Annotated in this window: 12 protein-coding genes and 3 pseudogenes; 11 read left to right on the top strand and 4 right to left on the bottom strand. The window is 75.0% G+C overall.

Features of this window, described 5'->3' with window-relative positions; all coding sequences use genetic code 11:
• Positions 1-177 precede the first annotated feature (177 nt).
• The 3 genes and pseudogenes from ACFY00_RS36030 to ACFY00_RS36020 all read right to left on the bottom strand — a co-directional run.
• Positions 178-855: a cellulose binding domain-containing protein gene (locus ACFY00_RS36030; RefSeq protein ID WP_388037963.1), complete on the bottom strand. Its 678-nt coding sequence runs from the start codon at positions 853-855 to the stop codon at positions 178-180.
• Positions 856-858: 3 nt separating this feature from the next.
• Positions 859-1,017, bottom strand: a pseudogene (locus ACFY00_RS36025) (glycoside hydrolase family 66 protein); the annotation flags it as partial.
• Between the two features lie 72 nt (positions 1,018-1,089).
• Positions 1,090-1,648, bottom strand: a pseudogene (locus ACFY00_RS36020) (glycoside hydrolase family 66 protein); the annotation flags it as partial.
• Between the two features lie 310 nt (positions 1,649-1,958).
• On the opposite strand from ACFY00_RS36020, the pseudogene ACFY00_RS36015 reads away from it, so the two are divergent.
• The 8 genes and pseudogenes from ACFY00_RS36015 to ACFY00_RS35980 all read left to right on the top strand — a co-directional run bounded on the left by ACFY00_RS36015 (position 1,959) and on the right by ACFY00_RS35980 (position 9,004).
• Positions 1,959-3,160 (top strand): annotated as a pseudogene (locus ACFY00_RS36015) (PP2C family protein-serine/threonine phosphatase).
• Positions 3,161-3,336: 176 nt separating this feature from the next.
• The gene (locus ACFY00_RS36010) at positions 3,337-3,525 is read left to right on the top strand and encodes a DUF1508 domain-containing protein (RefSeq protein ID WP_033218853.1); all 189 of its coding nucleotides are present in this window, start codon (positions 3,337-3,339) and stop codon (positions 3,523-3,525) included.
• A 199-nt stretch (positions 3,526-3,724) separates the two neighbouring features.
• Positions 3,725-4,804, top strand: coding sequence for an NUDIX domain-containing protein (locus tag ACFY00_RS36005; protein WP_388037892.1), 1,080 nt, complete (start codon positions 3,725-3,727; stop codon positions 4,802-4,804).
• Between the two features lie 130 nt (positions 4,805-4,934).
• Positions 4,935-5,315: a DUF6188 family protein gene (locus ACFY00_RS36000; RefSeq protein WP_388037890.1), complete on the top strand. Its 381-nt coding sequence runs from the start codon at positions 4,935-4,937 to the stop codon at positions 5,313-5,315.
• 67 nt (positions 5,316-5,382) lie between these two features.
• Positions 5,383-5,838, top strand: a complete 456-nt coding sequence (locus tag ACFY00_RS35995; protein WP_388037887.1) for a GNAT family N-acetyltransferase — start codon at positions 5,383-5,385, stop codon at positions 5,836-5,838.
• A 133-nt stretch (positions 5,839-5,971) separates the two neighbouring features.
• Positions 5,972-7,174 carry a DUF5685 family protein gene (locus ACFY00_RS35990; protein WP_388037884.1) on the top strand — a complete coding sequence of 401 codons (1,203 nt, stop codon included), beginning with the start codon at positions 5,972-5,974 and terminating at the stop codon, positions 7,172-7,174.
• Between the two features lie 116 nt (positions 7,175-7,290).
• Positions 7,291-7,821 (top strand): GNAT family N-acetyltransferase, encoded by a 531-nt coding sequence (locus tag ACFY00_RS35985; protein WP_388037882.1) that lies wholly within the window; start codon positions 7,291-7,293, stop codon positions 7,819-7,821.
• Positions 7,822-8,221: 400 nt separating this feature from the next.
• Complete coding sequence (locus ACFY00_RS35980; RefSeq protein WP_388037879.1) at positions 8,222-9,004, top strand: DUF4232 domain-containing protein; 783 nt, start codon at positions 8,222-8,224, stop codon at positions 9,002-9,004.
• Between the two features lie 35 nt (positions 9,005-9,039).
• On the opposite strand, the gene ACFY00_RS35975 is transcribed toward ACFY00_RS35980, so the two are convergent.
• Positions 9,040-10,923 (bottom strand): amino acid transporter, encoded by a 1,884-nt coding sequence (locus ACFY00_RS35975; protein WP_388037960.1) that lies wholly within the window; start codon positions 10,921-10,923, stop codon positions 9,040-9,042.
• A gap of 435 nt (positions 10,924-11,358) precedes the next feature.
• On the opposite strand from ACFY00_RS35975, the gene ACFY00_RS35970 reads away from it, so the two are divergent.
• The 3 genes from ACFY00_RS35970 to ACFY00_RS35960 form a co-directional block, all read left to right on the top strand.
• The gene (locus ACFY00_RS35970) at positions 11,359-11,820 is read left to right on the top strand and encodes a hypothetical protein (RefSeq protein WP_388037876.1); all 462 of its coding nucleotides are present in this window, start codon (positions 11,359-11,361) and stop codon (positions 11,818-11,820) included.
• 197 nt (positions 11,821-12,017) lie between these two features.
• A complete protein-coding gene (locus ACFY00_RS35965) occupies positions 12,018-12,698 on the top strand; it encodes a response regulator (RefSeq protein ID WP_388037873.1) in 681 nt (226 codons plus the stop codon).
• 108 nt (positions 12,699-12,806) lie between these two features.
• Positions 12,807-15,406: WGR domain-containing protein (locus tag ACFY00_RS35960; RefSeq protein WP_388037871.1), on the top strand; the 2,600-nt coding region annotated here is incomplete at its 3' end.

The following is a 15,406-nucleotide window of genomic DNA, read 5'->3' as shown; positions in this document are numbered from 1 at the left end:
TGGGCGGTGCTCAGGCGGTCCCCGGACAGTAGGCGCCGAGGGCCTGGCGGGTCGTCCCCCTCGGCACTCTCGTAGTCCCAGACGCCCCTGGCCACAGCAGCCTCCCTTCCCGTCGATGCACGGCTCACCACTGCTCCCGGGCCCCGCCGTGCTGGCGGGGCCCGGTGGTGGGGTGGGTCAGCCAGTGATGGCGGGGTCGCCGTTGACGGTGAAGGCGGTGGGCGGGCTGTTGGTGCCGGTGTAGGTGCCGGAGAACCCGACGGTCACGGACTGGCCGGGGGCGAGGGTACCGTTCCATCCGGCGTCGCTCGCGGTGACGTTGGAACCGGACTGGCTCCAGGTGCCGCCCCAGCCGCTGGTGACGCGCTGGTTGCCGGGGAAGGCGAAGGCCAGGCTCCAGTGGTCCAGGGTCTGGGTGCCGGTGTTGGTGAGGGTGACCTGCGCGGTGAACCCGGAGCCCCAGTCACCGGTGGTGGCGTAGGCGACCTTCGCGCTGCCGGTAGGCTGGGCGCTTTGGGTCGTCACCGACACCGCGGCCGACGCCGGGGAGACCAGCCCCGTACTGTCCTTGGCCTTCACGTAGAACCGGTACGCCGTGGCCGGGGACAGACCGGTCACCGTCGCCGACAACGTCCCGGCGCCGGTGCTCGCGACCACCTTGTCGGGGCTGCCGACCTGGTACACGTCGTACCCCGCCAGCGGGTTGGACCCGGCCGGAGCCGCGGTCCAGTCCAGCTTCACCGAACCCGACGTCACACCCGACGCCACCGGAGCACCCGGAGCGCCGGGGGCCGTGGTCTGGGTGCCGGGGAGCTGGGGCGCGTCGCCCGGGCCGGTCTGGCTGGTGTAGACCATGTCCCAGTAGGTGAGGCTGGGCAGGGTGAACTGCACGTACGGGCCGTCCGCGTCGGTGCCGGTGGTGAACGGGACCTGGTAGGTGGTGCCGTTGTTGTAGTCCGGGGAGGCGAACAGCAGGGCCTTGGGCAGCGTGCGGTAGTGGTACTTGACCGGCACGTCGGTGGTAGACGCCCCATTCCGGGCTGATGCCGAGGCCCTGGGTGTGGTAGTCGGATGCGCCGCAGCACTTTCCGTTGTCGGCGGAGAAGATGGCGTTGTACGGCATCGCCACGGCGTTGGCGTCGTGGGCGGCGTTGACCAGGTTGGTGACCGCGGAGGCGTAGACGGTCTGCTGGTTGCCGTCGTCGGTCCACGACGAGCACGGGGAGGCGACGGTGCCGCACAGCGGCTGGTCGTGGTTGTACTGCCAGTCGTGGAACTGCAGGCCGTCGATGTGGTACTTCGTCAGCGCGCTCATGGTCGCGGCGGCCTGGGCGGGCGTCAGGCCCGCCTTCCCGAAGGAGTTGCCGGTGAAGTAGCCGTAGCGCGGGAACCGCGTCCAGTTGGAGGAGACGTCCACGGCGGTGTTGATGGAGTCCACCGCCTTTCCGGAGGCGTCCGTGACCACCGCGCTGACGAGGTAGCCCGTGAAGTCCTCGGACGGGGCCGTCCAGTGGAAGGTGAGCGTCGCCGTGGCCCCGTTGGCGACGGTGAGCGGCTGCGACACCGGGGGGCCGGCGGCCGACTGCAAGGTCATGAAGTACAGCGTCACCGCTTCGCCGTTGATGTCCTTGCCGCTCTGGTTGGCGATGGTAGCCGTGAAGGTGACCGAGTCGCCGGGGGCGTAGCGGGACTTGTCGGTGGTGAGGTCGGAGAGGACCTGTCTTTTGTTGCTTATTGAACGAAAGAGACGGACGAGGCGAGTCTCCTGACCGGTCGATGCGCGTACTGCCTGCCTGCGCGTCTGCGAAGGCCGCAGCCCGCTCCGGATCCCACCCCGACGGGGATCCGCAGGAGAGCGGCGGTGCGGCCGCAGCGCGGGGAGCTGGAATTCTCCGAGCGATCGGGGGAATGTGGGAACCCTGTGGATCTCCGAGGAGGCTGGTGTGGCACGGGAGCGAATGGTCCTGGGAGAAGTGCTCGCGGCGGCCGAGGCGGCAGCGCCGGTCGACTCGCTGGACGTGGTGGCGAACCACCTGCGCGAACGGTTCGGCGCGCGGTACGTCTCCTTCCTGTTCCTCGACCTGGTCGGCCAGAGCGTGGTGCGGGTCGCGGAGGACGCCACCACCCTGGACGGGCGCAGTGCCGAACGGATCCGGCTCGACGGCAGCCTCTACGAGGAGGTGCTGCGCACCCAGCACCTGGTCCGCGCCCCGGAGGACGCCGACGGGCACGGGCACCGCGTGATCGCCCCCGTCACCAACCGCGGCGACGCCATCGGCTTCCTGGAGCTCTCCCTCCCCCCGGTGCCCGAGGTCACCGGGGACACGCTGGAGCAGGTGGAGCAGGCCGCCCACGCCCTCGCGTACATCGTGGTCACCGACCGCCGCTTCACCGACCTCTACCACTGGGCCCGGCGCACCGCCCCCGTCAGCCTGGCCGCCGAGATCCAGCGTCAGCTCCTGCCCGACGCCCCCTGCTGCGAGGCGGCCCAGTTCACCCTGGCCTGCGCCCTGGTGCCCGCCGAGAGCGTCGCCGGGGACACCTACGACTACGCCCTGGACCGCGAGACGCTGCACCTGTCCCTGACCGACGCCATGGGCCACGACCTCAACGCCGCGCTCATCGCCACCCTCCTCGTCAACGCCTCCCGGGGCGCCCGCCGCGTCGCGGCCTCCCTGGACGAGCAGGCCGAGCACGCACACCGCTCCCTGCTCGAACAGAAGCCCGGCATCCTGGCCACCGGCCAGCTCCTGCGGATCCCCCTGGACGGAGGCCGGGCGCAGCTCGTCAACGCCGGCCACCCGCGCCCGCTGCGACTGCGCGAGGGCACCGTCGAAGAAGTACCCCTGCACGCCGACCTGCCCTTCGGCGTCCCCGGGCAGGACCGCTACCGGGTGCAGGACATCGACCTGCGGCCCGGTGACCGGCTGCTGCTCCACACCGACGGGATGTGCAGGAGCGCCGCGCGAAGTCCGTCGACCTGCCCGCCCTGCTGGCCGCCACCGCCACCGACCACCCGCGCGAGGTGGTGCGCGCCCTGGTGGCGGCCGTCACCGACGCCTGCGACGGCAGGCTCCAGGACGACGCCACCGTGATGTGCCTGGACTGGCACGGCCCCACCGCCGGGGGCCGCCGGGCCCACGCCGGCGCCAACGCCTGAAACGGCCGCCTAGGGTGATCGGGCCGGTGGGCGGGCTTCGAGTGCAACGTCGGCCCGGGGGCTGTCTCGCTGCGGGTCCGGCCGCGCACTCGAATGGCACATCCGGGAGGCGTGCAAGGGCAGTTGACCCTACGTTGACTGCCGGGGGGCAACCCGAACGAGAGGTGTGCATTTCCATGGCTGGGAAGTTCGAGCTGTACGTGGACGAGTCGGGCAACCACCGCTTCCGCCTCAAGGCGAGCAACGGTTCGGTCGTGGTGACCGGCGAGCCGGAGGAGTCCCGCGAGCAGTGCCTGAAGAACATCGAGTCGATCCGCAAGCTCGCGCCGTACGCGCAGCTGCTGGAGGCTCCGGCGAACGCCTGACGACGCGTCGGCCGCCCACCGGCCCGGCAGGCCCGCGACGGGCCGTGACGCGCCGGGGCCGACGGGCCCGTGACGACCTTCCCGGTCCGTCACGGGCCCGTCGGCCGTCGCGGTACCGGTTCGGGCGGGGGGCGGTGGAGCGGGGGCCGGGTGGGGCATGCTGGGCGGGAGCGGGCGGAGACGGACGAGGGGGTCGCGGTTGAGCGGGCGGGAGATCATGGCGGCGGCGGGGGTGCTGTTCCCCGACGCGGACGGCCGGGTGCTGGTGGTGCGGACCTCCTACCGGGCCAAGCACCCGATCGCGGTGCCCGGCGGCGGCTGGGACGCGGCGGACCCCTCGCCCCGGCACACCGCCGTCCGGGAGATCCGCGAGGAGCTGGGCGTCACGCCCGTCCTGCGCGAACTCGCCTGCCTGGACTGGTCGCGGGACCACGACCGGCCGCCGATCGCGGCCTTCCTTTACTGGGCCGAACCGCTGACCGCCGAGCAGCGGGCCGCCGTCCGGTTGGAGGCCGCGGAGCTGGACGCGATCGTCCACCTGCCGCCCGAGCTGCTGCTGTCGGCGGTGCCGCCGCTGCTGTCGCGCCGGATGGGCGCCTGCCTGCGGGCCCCGCGCTCGGCCGCGCCGCTGGAGCTCGCGGACGGCCTCCCCGTCGGCCACTCGGCCCTGCACCTGCCGCCGCGCCCCGCCCCCGCGTACCTCGGCGCGGCCGCGCTGGCCGGACTGCTGCCGCCCGCCGGCGGGCGGGCCGCGCCGCCACCGCCGATGGACAAGCAGACGTACTACGCCAGCCGCCCGCGGATCCGGGTCAAGGCCCGGATGCTGTTCACCGACCCGGACGGGCGGGTGCTGCTGGTGCGGCTGAAGCCGTGGCGGGGCGAGTCGCCGTGGGTGCTGCCCGGCGGGTCGGTCGAGGCGGACCGGGAGCTGCCCCGGGAGGGCGCCCGGCGCGAGGCCCTGGAGGAGTTGGGCTGGCGGCGCGAGCCGGGGCGGCTGCTCGGCATCGACTGGGTGGCCGCCCGCCCCGACGAGCAGCCGTACCTGACGCTGGTGTACGACGGCGGGACGGCCGGGCCGGACCTGCTGGCGGCGGTCCGCGTCCAGGAGGAGGAGATCGCCGAGTGGCGGCTGTTCGCCCCGCAGGACGCCGCGCCGGTCCTGACCCCGTCCTCGGCCCGGCGGTTGGCGGCCTGCCTCGCGGTGCGCGCCCTGCCGCCGACCGCCGGGCCGGCGGAACTGGTGAACGGCGCGCCCGCGGCGGGCCCGGCACCGGCCTGAACTCCTCCCCCGCTCGCGCCCGTTCCGCCCCGGTCGGCGGTTCGCGGCGGGTACCGGGGGTCGCGCCGGGTATGAATAGGCAGGTGGGGACGGTGTCCGCCGGTACGGCGCGAGGATCGGGAGGTGCGGGGTGGCGCGGTCGGTCGGGTCCGAACTGGACGGTCGTGCGGTGCGGTCGCTCGGCATCAGCAACCGGCTGCTGCTGCACCTGGACGGCGAGTTGCTGCTGACGGTCGAGAACGACTTCCGGCTGCGGCACGGCGCGGAGGTCGAGCACTTCTACCCCGCGCTCGGCCTCTCCCCCTCCGGCGCGCTCGGGCGGCTCGCGGACGCGGTCATCACCGCGACCGCCGTCACCCCGGCCGGCGGCCTGCAACTCGCCTTCGACACCGGCCACGTCCTCGCCGTCGCCCCCGATCCGGCCCCTGGCGGCCCGGCCCACCCCTGGCAGCTCTCCTCCCCCGCCGGCCTGCTGTGCACCGGCGGCCCGGACGGCTCCTTCGCCCCCTGAGGGCGGTCGCCCGCCAGGATGCGGCACCCGGGTGCGGAAGCCGTTCGGCGCGGTGAACAATGGCCGGATGGAACTGATCGCGAAGGACGTGGACGTCCCAAGTCCGGCACTGAACCGGGATGTTGAGCCCCTGCTCCGGTCCCTGCGCCCCGCCCTGACCGGGCCCGGCTTCACCGCGTTCGCCACCGAAGCGGCGGGCCAGGGGCTGGTGTTCACCGCGGCGTACGACAACTCCGCCGCCGGGAAGGGCCGTTGCGTGGGCGTGGCGACCCACCGGACGCTGGCGACCAGCCGGGGCCGGGTGCTGTTCGTCGACGACCTGGTGACCGATCCCGCGCTCCGCTCGCACGGCGTCGGCGCCTGGCTGATGGCCGAGTTGGAGCAGCGGGCGGCCCGGTCCGGCTGCGCCCGGGTGGAGTTGGACTCCGGCGTGGTCAACCAGGGCGCGCACCGCTTCTACCACGCGCGGCGGATGTCGGTGGTGGCCTTCCACTTCGCCCTGGACGTGCCGCAGCACCGCTGAACCCGACCGGGAACCTCCGGGGCGGGACGGGCCGGGGCGGGGCGGGGGGCGGGCCGGGAACCTCCGGGGCTGGCGTCGCGTCACTAGGATGGCCGCCGGTCACAGCGGGTGGGCGGGGACGGAAGGGGCGGGCGTGTTCGGAATCATCAGGCCGTGTCGGCATCGACTTTCGGAGCGCCTGCACGCCTCCTGGACGGCCCACCTGTGCGGCCTCTGCCTCGCCCTGCGGGACGACCACGGGCAGTTGGCGCGGACGGCCACCAACTACGACGGCCTGGTGATCTCCGTCCTGGTCGAGGCCCAGTCCTCGGAGTCCGCGGACCGTCGCACCGCCGGGCCCTGCCCGCTGCGCGGCATGCGCACCGCCCCCGTGGCCCGCGGCGAGGGCGCCCGGCTGGCCGCGGCGGTGTCGCTGGCGCTCGCCTCCGTGAAGGTCCGCGACCACGTCCAGGACGGTGACGGCCTCTTCGCCCGCCGCCCCGTCGCAGCCGGGGCGCGGCGGGTGACCCGGCGCTGGGACCGGCAGAGCGCGGACAGCGCCGCCGTCGTCGGCTTCGACACCGCCGTCCTGCTGACCGCCGCCGCCCGGCAGCAGGACGCCGAGTCCGCCGTCACCGCGGGCGGGCCGCTGCTGCTGGCCACCGCGCCCACCGAGGAGGCCACCGCCGCCGCGTTCGCCCACACCGCCGTCCTCGCCGGACGCCCGCACAACGCCCGGGCGCTCGCCGAAGCCGGGCGCCTCTTCGGACGCCTCGCCCACCTCCTCGACGCCGCCGAGGACCGCGCCGACGACGAAGCCCGCGGGCTCTGGAACCCGCTCACCGTCACCGGCACGCCCCGAGCCGAAGCCGAACGCCTCTGCCGCGACGCCGTCCACGGCATCCGACTGGCGCTCAAGGAAGTCGAGTTCACCGACGGGGCCCTCGTGCACCGGCTGCTCGCGCACGAGACCGGGGAGGCGGTGGACCGGGTCTTCGGACGCCGCGGCCACCACGCCTGCGCCAACGCCCACGCCCACACCTCCCCGCCCGGTGCCGACCCGCACGCCCCGTCGCCCCCGGACCACTCGCACGACTTCGCGAAGCCGAAGCGGCCCCGTTCGCTGATCCCGGGCTGCGCGGTGTGGCTGACGATGGCCTGCACCTGCCAGTTGCTGTGCTGCGACCACGACGACCCGTTCTCGCGCGAGCGGCGCGAGGGCTTCTGCCAGCGCCACGACTGCGACTGCAGCGGGTGCGACGGGTGCGACGGGTGCGGCAGTTGTTGCGGTGACGACGGGTGCTGCAGCAGTTGCGACTGCTGCGACGGATGTGACGGGTGCGGCTGCGACTGCTGATCCCCCCGCCGCCCTCCGGTCGCCCTCCCGGCGTCCTCCCGGCGTCCCGCGCGTCACTAGGATGACCGGCGATCAGCCCGGACGGGCGGGGACACGGGGCGGGACGGGGCAGGACGATGACGGACCGGCAGGGGTTCACGGCGGCGGTCGAGTTGGCGGAGTGGGGCGGTTGGCCCGCGCTGCAGGAGTTGGGCGAGTCGGCCGATCCGTTCGAGGTGGCGGCGGTCGGGGGCACCTGGCGTCCGAAGGACCGGCACTTCGGGGTGCTCCTGGACGGCCGGGTGGTCGCCCACTCCGGGCTGGTGGTGGCACCGGTGGAGGTCGGCGGGCGGCGCTTCGAGGTGGCGGGGATCGGCGGGGTGCTGGTCTCGCCGCACTGGCGCGGCCACGGGCTGGCGCGGGCCGTGGTCACGGCGGCGCTGGACGCGGCGCGGGCCGACGGGTTGGAGTTCGCGATGCTGTTCTGCCTGCCGGACCGGGCCCCGCTGTACGCGCGCCTGGGGTGGACGGCGCTGCCGGGCCCGGTGACGGCCGAGCAGCCGGAGGGGCCGGAGACGGTCCGGCTCGGGGCGATGTGGATCGGGCTGGTGCCGGGGGCGGTCTGGCCGGAGGGCGGGACGGTCCGGCTGCACTCGCTGCCGTTCTGAACGGGAACGGGGACCGGGGGTCGAGCAAGTACCGTCCCTGGAGCGGCCGTTGGTGATGGTGATCCGGTGTCGCCGCCCTGCTGACGGGGTGCCCCGGAGGAGTTCCGTCGGCCCGCGCCTGACGGATGGGCAGCGGGCGACCGTTGCAGGGCTGTTGCGTGCGGCGTGATCCGGGTCACGGTCGGCGGCGGGCGGTTCGTGATCGACTCTCCGGATGGTTCTGATGCGGGCGGTTCGGGTGGGTGCAGGCGTCGTGGTGGCGACGGTGGCGGTCGTGGGCTGCGGGTCCTCGGTGGGCGCGGGGAGCGCGGGGGCTCCGGCGGCCTCGGGGAGCTCGGGGCCCTGCGGGGCGGCGCCGGGCGCGGCGCCGGAGGGCTGGGTGCGGGACGGGGTGCGGGTCGTGGCGGTGAACGGGGAGTGCCTGGAGTACGAGGTGACCAACCGGGGGACGGAGACCGCCGACGTGTCGGTGCTGTTCGGGTGGTCGGGCAGCGGGGAGCGGCCGGCGGACAACCTGTCGGCGGTGCAGCGGGGGCTGGCCCCGGGGGCGTCGGTGCGCGGGCAGCTCCCGCTGACGGGCGCCACGGTGCAGCCGGACCTGCCGGTCGGGGCGATGCCGAGCTTCCGGCAGGCACCGGACGGCGTGCTGCCGCGCTCCGCGGGCCCGTCGGGTTCCGCCCGGTCGGCACCGGGGGTGAAGGTGGCGCGGGTGCGCAGCGTGCCGACGGCGGAGGCGCCGTCGACGGGCGGGGCGTGTCCGGCCTCGGGGGTGCGGGTGTACGCGGACCGGGGGGACGCCGCGATGGGGCTGCGGGTGGTGGGGCTGCACCTGGAGAACTGCGGGACGGCGGACGTGGTGCTGAACGGCTACCCGCAGGTGCAGGTGCTGGACGAGGCGCACGCCCCGGTCGCGTCGGTGCGGGTGCTGGAGGGCGGTGCGGCGATCGCGACGGGCACGGGTGCGGACGCGTCGCCGCGCCGCTTCACCGTCCCGGCGGGCGGGAAGGCCGGCTCGACGCTGGTGTGGCGCAACACGAACGACGCCTCGTCCGACCCGGTGAACGCCCCGTACGTGCGGGTGCGGGCGACGCCGGGCGCGGCACCGGTGACGGTGACGCCGGAGCTGGACCTGGGGACGACGGGGCGGCTGGGCGTCGGGGCCTGGGCGCCGGAAGGGTCCTGACCGCCTGCACCCCCCCGCGGCCGTTCCGAGGGGCGTCAGCCGACGTGGACGCGGGGGCGGCGGGCCCGGTCGGGTTCGGCCTCGCGGAGCACTTCGCGGGTGACGGGGGCGACTTCGCCCTGCCCGAACAGGAAGAAGCGCAGGATCTGGGCGAAGGGGCTGCCCTCGGTCCACTCGAAGTAGATGTGCGGGAGTTCGCCGGTGGTGTCGCGCACGTGCAGCAGTATCGCGGCGAGCGCGTTGGGGATGCTGGAGTGCTCCAGGGTCAGCACGCGGTAGCGGTCGTGCAGGACCTCGCCGCGGACGTGCAGTTCGGCCTCGAAGTCGGACGGGTCGAGGACGGTGACCTCGACGAAGACCAGGTCGTCCTCGGGCGGGATGTCGTTGTCGGCCCGGATCTGGTGCACCTTGTCGCGGTACTCGGCGAGGTCGCGGCCGGCCGGTTCGTTGGCGATGAAGCGGATGGTGCGGTGCGCGGTGTCGCGCACGAAGCGTTCCGCGACCTCGTCCAACTGCACGTCGATGACCCGGAGTTCGAAGGCGCGGGCGATCCGGGAGGCGAGCGAGACCAGCACGATGCCCGCGATGAAGCAGGCGCCGATCTTCACGCCGTCGGGGCGTTCGGCGATGTTGACCGCGGTGGTGTAGAGGAAGACCGCGGCGATCACCGCGAAGCCGACGGTCCAGCCGCGCTGCCGGGCGGCGCGGGCGGCGATGGTGACGGCGATCGCGGCGGAGGTGATCAGGACGAGCACGCCGGTGGCGTACGCGCCGCCCTGCTTGTCGACGTTCGCGTCGAACAGCCAGGTGACCAGGAAGGCGATCGCGATGAGCACCAGCACCATCGGGCGCACCGCGCGGGCCCAGTGCGGGGCCATGCCGTAGCGGGGCAGGTAGCGGGGCATCAGGTTGAGCAGTCCGGCCATCGCGGAGGCCCCGGCGAACCACAGGATGGCGATGGTGGAGAGGTCGTAGACGGAGCCGAAGGCGCCGCCGAGGTAGTGGTGGGCGAGGTAGGCCAGGGCGCGGCCGTTGGCGGGGCCGCCGGGCTGGAAGTCGTCGGCGGGGATGAGCAGGGTGGTGACGAAGCTGGTGGTGATCAGGAAGCAGCTCATGATCACGGCGGAGGTGGTGAGCAGTTTGCGGGCGCCGCGGATGCGTCCGGTGGGGTGCTGCTCGGTGTCCTCGGGGTCGCCCTCGATGTGCGGCATGACGGCGACGCCGGTCTCGAAGCCGGACAGGCCCAGGGCGAGCTTGGGGAAGACCACCAGGGCGACGCCGATCATCGCGACCGGGTTGCCGTGCTCCAGGGTGAGGGCGTGCGTCCAGTCGGTGACCAGGGAGGGCGCGGTGGCCACGTGCCACAGGCCGACGGCGACCACCACCACGTTCAGCGCCAGGTAGACGCCGACCAGGACCACCGCCACGCCGATGGCCTCGCTGAAACCCTTGAGGAAGACCGCGCCGAGGGCGGCGATCAGCAGCAGGGTGATCAGCACCTGGTGGCCGCCGAGCGCGCTGCGCAGGTGCGGGTTCTCGACCAGGTGGGCGGTGGCGTCGGCGGCGGAGAGGGTGATGGTGATCAGGAAGTCGGTGGCGGCGAAGCCGAGCAGGGCCAGGACGAACAGCTTGCCCTTCCAGAACGACAGCAGGCGCTCCAGCATGGCGATCGAGCCCTCGCCGTGCGGGCTCTCCCGGGCGACCCGGCGGTAGACCGGCAGCGCGCCGAACAGGGTGACCAGCACCAGCACGACGGTGGCGACCGGGGAGAGCAGACCGGCCGCGAGGGCCGCGATGCCGGGCTGGTAGCCGAGGGTGGAGAAGTAGTCCAGGCCGGTCAGGCACATCACCTTCCACCAGCGTTGGCCGTGCTGCTGGTCGGTGGCCTGGGCGTGCGGGCCGGGGTGCTGCTTGGCCATGTCGGCGAGGCCTTCCAGCAGCCAGGCCCGCAGCCGCTGCCGGGCTGTTCCTGCGTCCGCGGGGGCGTGGTCGACCACGGTACCGGCTCCTGTTCGTGGGGTGGGGCCCCGGGCTCGCCGGACGCTCCGGCCCGCCGGGCGAACTCCCACGTCAATGTAGGTGACGTCCGCCGTCGTCCGGGGCAGGCCGGAGCGTAGCCCCACCCTTTGGCCCAGCAGCGCACCGGCCCCGGGGCGTTGACGGACCCTTGGGGCGGGGTTGGCGTACGGTTTGCCGCCGTGCCGGGATTCGTGCCGGTTCGTCCGGTTCGGGACCATCGGCCCCGCGGACGGGACCGCCCGGCCCTGTCCGCGCACCGCGCCGCTCCGGGACGCTGCCAGCGGCGCGACCGCCCACGGGGGGCCGGTCGCGCCGCCGAGGAGAGGAATCCGCGCGTGCCCCACCCGCGCCGCCCGTCCGTGCGTCCGCTGACCCGCCGCCGCTCCGTCCGCCGTCAGCAGGTGCACCACCGGCGGGGCCGGGGCGCGCGGTGCAACCCGCTCCGCCGCGGGGTGGACCGGGCCCGGCGGCGGGCGGTCGCCCTGGCGTGCTGCGTGCTCGCCGCGGCGGTGGCGGCCGGTGCGGCGGCCTGGCGCGTCCCGGCGCGGCTGCTGCCCGGGTGGGTGCTCCCGGCCGACCTGCCGGCCGTGCCGTACGAGGCGGTGGACCGGGGGCTGCTCGGGCTGCTGGTGTTCGGGGCGGTGGCGGGCGGCGGGGCGGCCGGGCTGCGCTGGCGGCTGCGGGTGCTGGAGCGGCGGGCGGCGGACTCCTGGGAGCGCGCCTGGCGGCGGGTGGAGCCGCTCTGGTCGGGGCGGGCGCTGCCCTGGTCGGACGGCGGAGCGGGCGGGGGCCGCTGAGCCGCCGAACGGGGTGGCCGGGACGCGGGCGGTTCGAGCACGTCCGGGCAGCGGGCGTCAAGGGCCGCTCGGGACCACGGCGGGGGCCGGTCGGGACCGGGTCCGGGGCCTGGTCGGGGGCGGGTGGCCCTGTCGGCGGGCGGACGGGGTTTGGCAGACTGCCGGGTGTCGGGGGTCTGCGAGGAGGAGTTGCTGCCATGTCCGAGGGTTCGGCGCCGATCAGGGTGTTCCTGCTGGACGACCACGAGGTGGTCCGCCGCGGGGTGCACGACCTGCTGGACTCGGAGCCGGACCTGCAGGTCGTCGGCGAGGCCGGGACGGTCGAGCAGGCGCTGGCCCGGGTGCCCGCGCTGCGCCCGGACGTCGCGGTGCTGGACATGCGGCTGCCGGACGGCGACGGCGTGACCGTCTGCCGGGAGCTGCGTTCGCGGATGCCCGACCTCGCCTGCCTGATGCTCACCTCCTTCGACGACGAGGAGGCGCTGCTGGACTCGATCATGGCGGGCGCGGCGGGCTACGTGCTCAAGCAGATCAGCGGCACCGACCTGGTCACCGCGATCCGCACGGTCGCCTCCGGGCAGTCGATGCTCGACCCCGGCGCGACGACCCGGCTGATGGCCCGGCTGCGCGGCGAGGCCCCGGCGCCCGCGCCGGAGTTCCCGCACCTGACCGACCGGGAGCGGGAGATCCTCGCGCTGATCGGCGAGGGGCTGACCAACCGGCAGATCGGCGAACGGGTGTACCTGGCCGAGAAGACCGTCAAGAACCACATCTCCCGGCTGCTGGCCAAGCTCGGCGTGGAGCGCCGCGTCCAGGCCGCGGTGATCGCCACCCAGACACTGGCCGCCCGGCCCGGCGGCGCCGAGCGGGGGTGCTGAGCGGGGTGCTGAGCCCCGGGGGTGTCCGGGCCGCTCGCTAGGGTGCCGCCAGGTGGCCGACCGGTTCGTGGTCGGTCGGTGGGTCGGTCGGTGGGTCTGGAGGGGCGAGTGCGGCGCTGGGAGTCGGTCGAGGGCGGTTCGGCGAAGTTCTGGGAGGCCGGGGCGGAGGGGGCCGCGGTGCGGGTGCGGTACGGGCGGATCGGCACCGAGGGGCGGCTGCTGGTCAAGGAGTTGGCCGATCCGGCGGCGGCTGCGGCGCACCTGGCGAAGCTGGTCGCGGAGAAGGAGCGCAAGGGCTACCTGGCGGTGGACGGCGGTGGCGCGGACGAGGGCGCCGCCGCGGTGGCCGAGGTGTCTGCCGAGCCCGTCGGCCTTCCGGACGAGGACGCGTTCGTGCTGCCCGAGGCGTGGCGCGAGCGGGTGGTGCCGCGCCGTCGGGGCGGGGTGCCGGTTCCGCTGCCCGGGTGGTGGCCGGTGGTGGACGCCGCCGAGGTGGCTGCGGTGGAGGCCGGGCGGGTGGCCGAGCGGCGGGAGGCGGTCGAGCGGGTGCTGACCGCCGGGGAGTCCGATCCGGGGCCGGTGGCCGCCGTCCGGGCGTACCTGGCCGGGGAGGTGGACCCGGCGGGGCTGATGGCGGTGACGGCGATGATCCGCCCACCGGCCGAACCGTACTGGCAGGAGCGGGAGTTCGCGGGCTGGGTGGCGCGCTTCGGCCTGGGCGTCGCGGTGCGGGCCGCCGTGGCGTCCTTCGAGGTGGACACCACCTGGGCGCGGACGGGCCGGTGGCAGAGCAGGTTGACCGTCCTCGACCTGAACGACCCGCGCCGCCCCTCGCTGCTGCTCGAGTTCCAGCTGCTGGCACTCGCCCGCCGGGCGCTGACCGCCGCACCGGAGGGCGAACACGCCGCCGCAGTCGCGGAGTTGGCCGCGCTACGGGACACGCCGTTGCGCCGGGCGGCCGGTGCGTTCCTGGTGCCGGAGCGGACGGAGTGGGTGGAGGCGTGCCTGGGCGAGGCGTCCGGGCACGGGCAGGCGGCGGACGCCGTGCTCCAGACGCTGCTGCTGTCCGCGGTCGGCGGTGTCGAGCAGGCGCGGCGGGTCGCCCCGACGGATGGCTGGGCGTGGCTGCACTGGACGCCCGAGCTGGTGGCCACCCTCGCCGACGGGGTCGGGCCGGCCGCCGCGCCGCTGCTGACGGGGGCGCTGGAGCGGTACGGGTACGACGGGGACCGGATGGGCGAGTACGCCGGGTACGTGGCGGAGTTCCCGACCGACGAGGCGATGGGCGAGCTGGTCGACCGGATCGCCTCGAAGCCCGTCCGGTTGGTGCTGCTGGAGGCGGTGCGACGCTTCCCGGTGCGGGCGGTGCGGGTCCTGTCGGCGGCGGCGCGGCGCGGTGGCCCCGACGCGGCGGCGGCCCGGCAGATGCTCAACGGGCACGTGGCGGTGGTGCGTTCGCGGCTGCCGGAGGTGCTGGCGCTGCTGGACGGGGAGGTCGCCGCGTTCGTGCTCGGCCTGCCGGGGGCGCGGGAGCCGCTGCCGGAAGCGGCGCCTGAGCGGCTGCCCGCGCTGCTGGTCGACCCGCCGTGGGCGCGGCGGCGGACCGTCCGCAAACCGAAGGTGCTGACCGGTCTCACCGCCGACGAGGGGTCGGAACTGCACTGGGAGGAGGGCGAGTCGGCCGCGTTCGCGGCCACGGCCGAGCACTACTGGGCGTATCCGGCGGACACCGACTGGGCGGCGGAGGCGCAGCGGGTGCCCCTGCTCGGCTCGTCCTGGCAGTGCTGCCGCCTGCTGACGCAGGGCCCGGCTGAGCTGGTGGCGCCGTTCCTGGACTCCTGGGACGCGAACGCGCTGGCGGGCGGTGACGTGCAACTCCCGCCGGTGCTGGCGAAGTACGGCACGGCCGCGCTGCGGCTGGTGCACGCCGCGGTGCTGGCCCGGCCCGCGCACGCGGCGCAGGTGCTGCTGCCGGTGCGGAGCGCGGTCGCGGCGGGCGTGATGGCGGACGCCCTGGTGCGGCTCAAGTCCGTTCAGCCGGTGGCCCGTTCGTGGTTCGCCCGGCACGGGGTGGCGGGGGCGCTGCTGCTGGTTCCGGCGGCGGTCGGCAAGGCGGGCCGGGCCCGGCTGGCGGCGGAGAACGCGCTGCGGCTGGTGGCCCTCCGGGAGGGCGCGGAGGTGCTGACCGCGGCGGTGGCGGAGCGCTACGGCGAGCAGGTCGGGGAGGTGGTCGCGGAGGTGCTGGGGTCCGATCCGCTGGAGACCGCGCTGCCCGCGAAGCTGCCCGAACTCCCCTCCTGGCTGCGGCTGGAGGTGCTACCGCAGATCCAACTGGTCGACGGGAGTGGCGCGTTGTCGCTCCAGGCGGTGCGCCACCTGCTGACCGTGCTGCAGTTGGGGAAGCTGCGCGAGCCCTACCCGGGCCTGGCGGTGGTCGCACCGGCGCTGCGGGCCGACACGGTACGGGCGTTCTGCTGGACGCTGCTGGAGGAGTGGCGTCAGGCCGGGATGCCGGGGCCGGACGGGTGGGCGCTGTACGCGCTCGGGGAGTGCGGTGACGACGACACCGCGCGGCGGCTGGCGCCGGTGCTGTGCGAGTGGCCGGGCCAGAGCGCCCACCAGCGGGCGGTGGAGGGCCTGGACGTGCTGGCCGCGATCGGCACCGACACCGCCCTGCTGCAACTGCAGGGCATCGCGCAGCGGGTGAA

Source organism: Kitasatospora sp. NPDC001540, assembly GCF_042894345.1.
Classification (GTDB): domain Bacteria; phylum Actinomycetota; class Actinomycetes; order Streptomycetales; family Streptomycetaceae; genus Kitasatospora; species Kitasatospora phosalacinea_C.
Note: the sequence above shows the minus strand (reverse complement) of the source record. Positions and strands in the feature narration are given on the sequence as shown.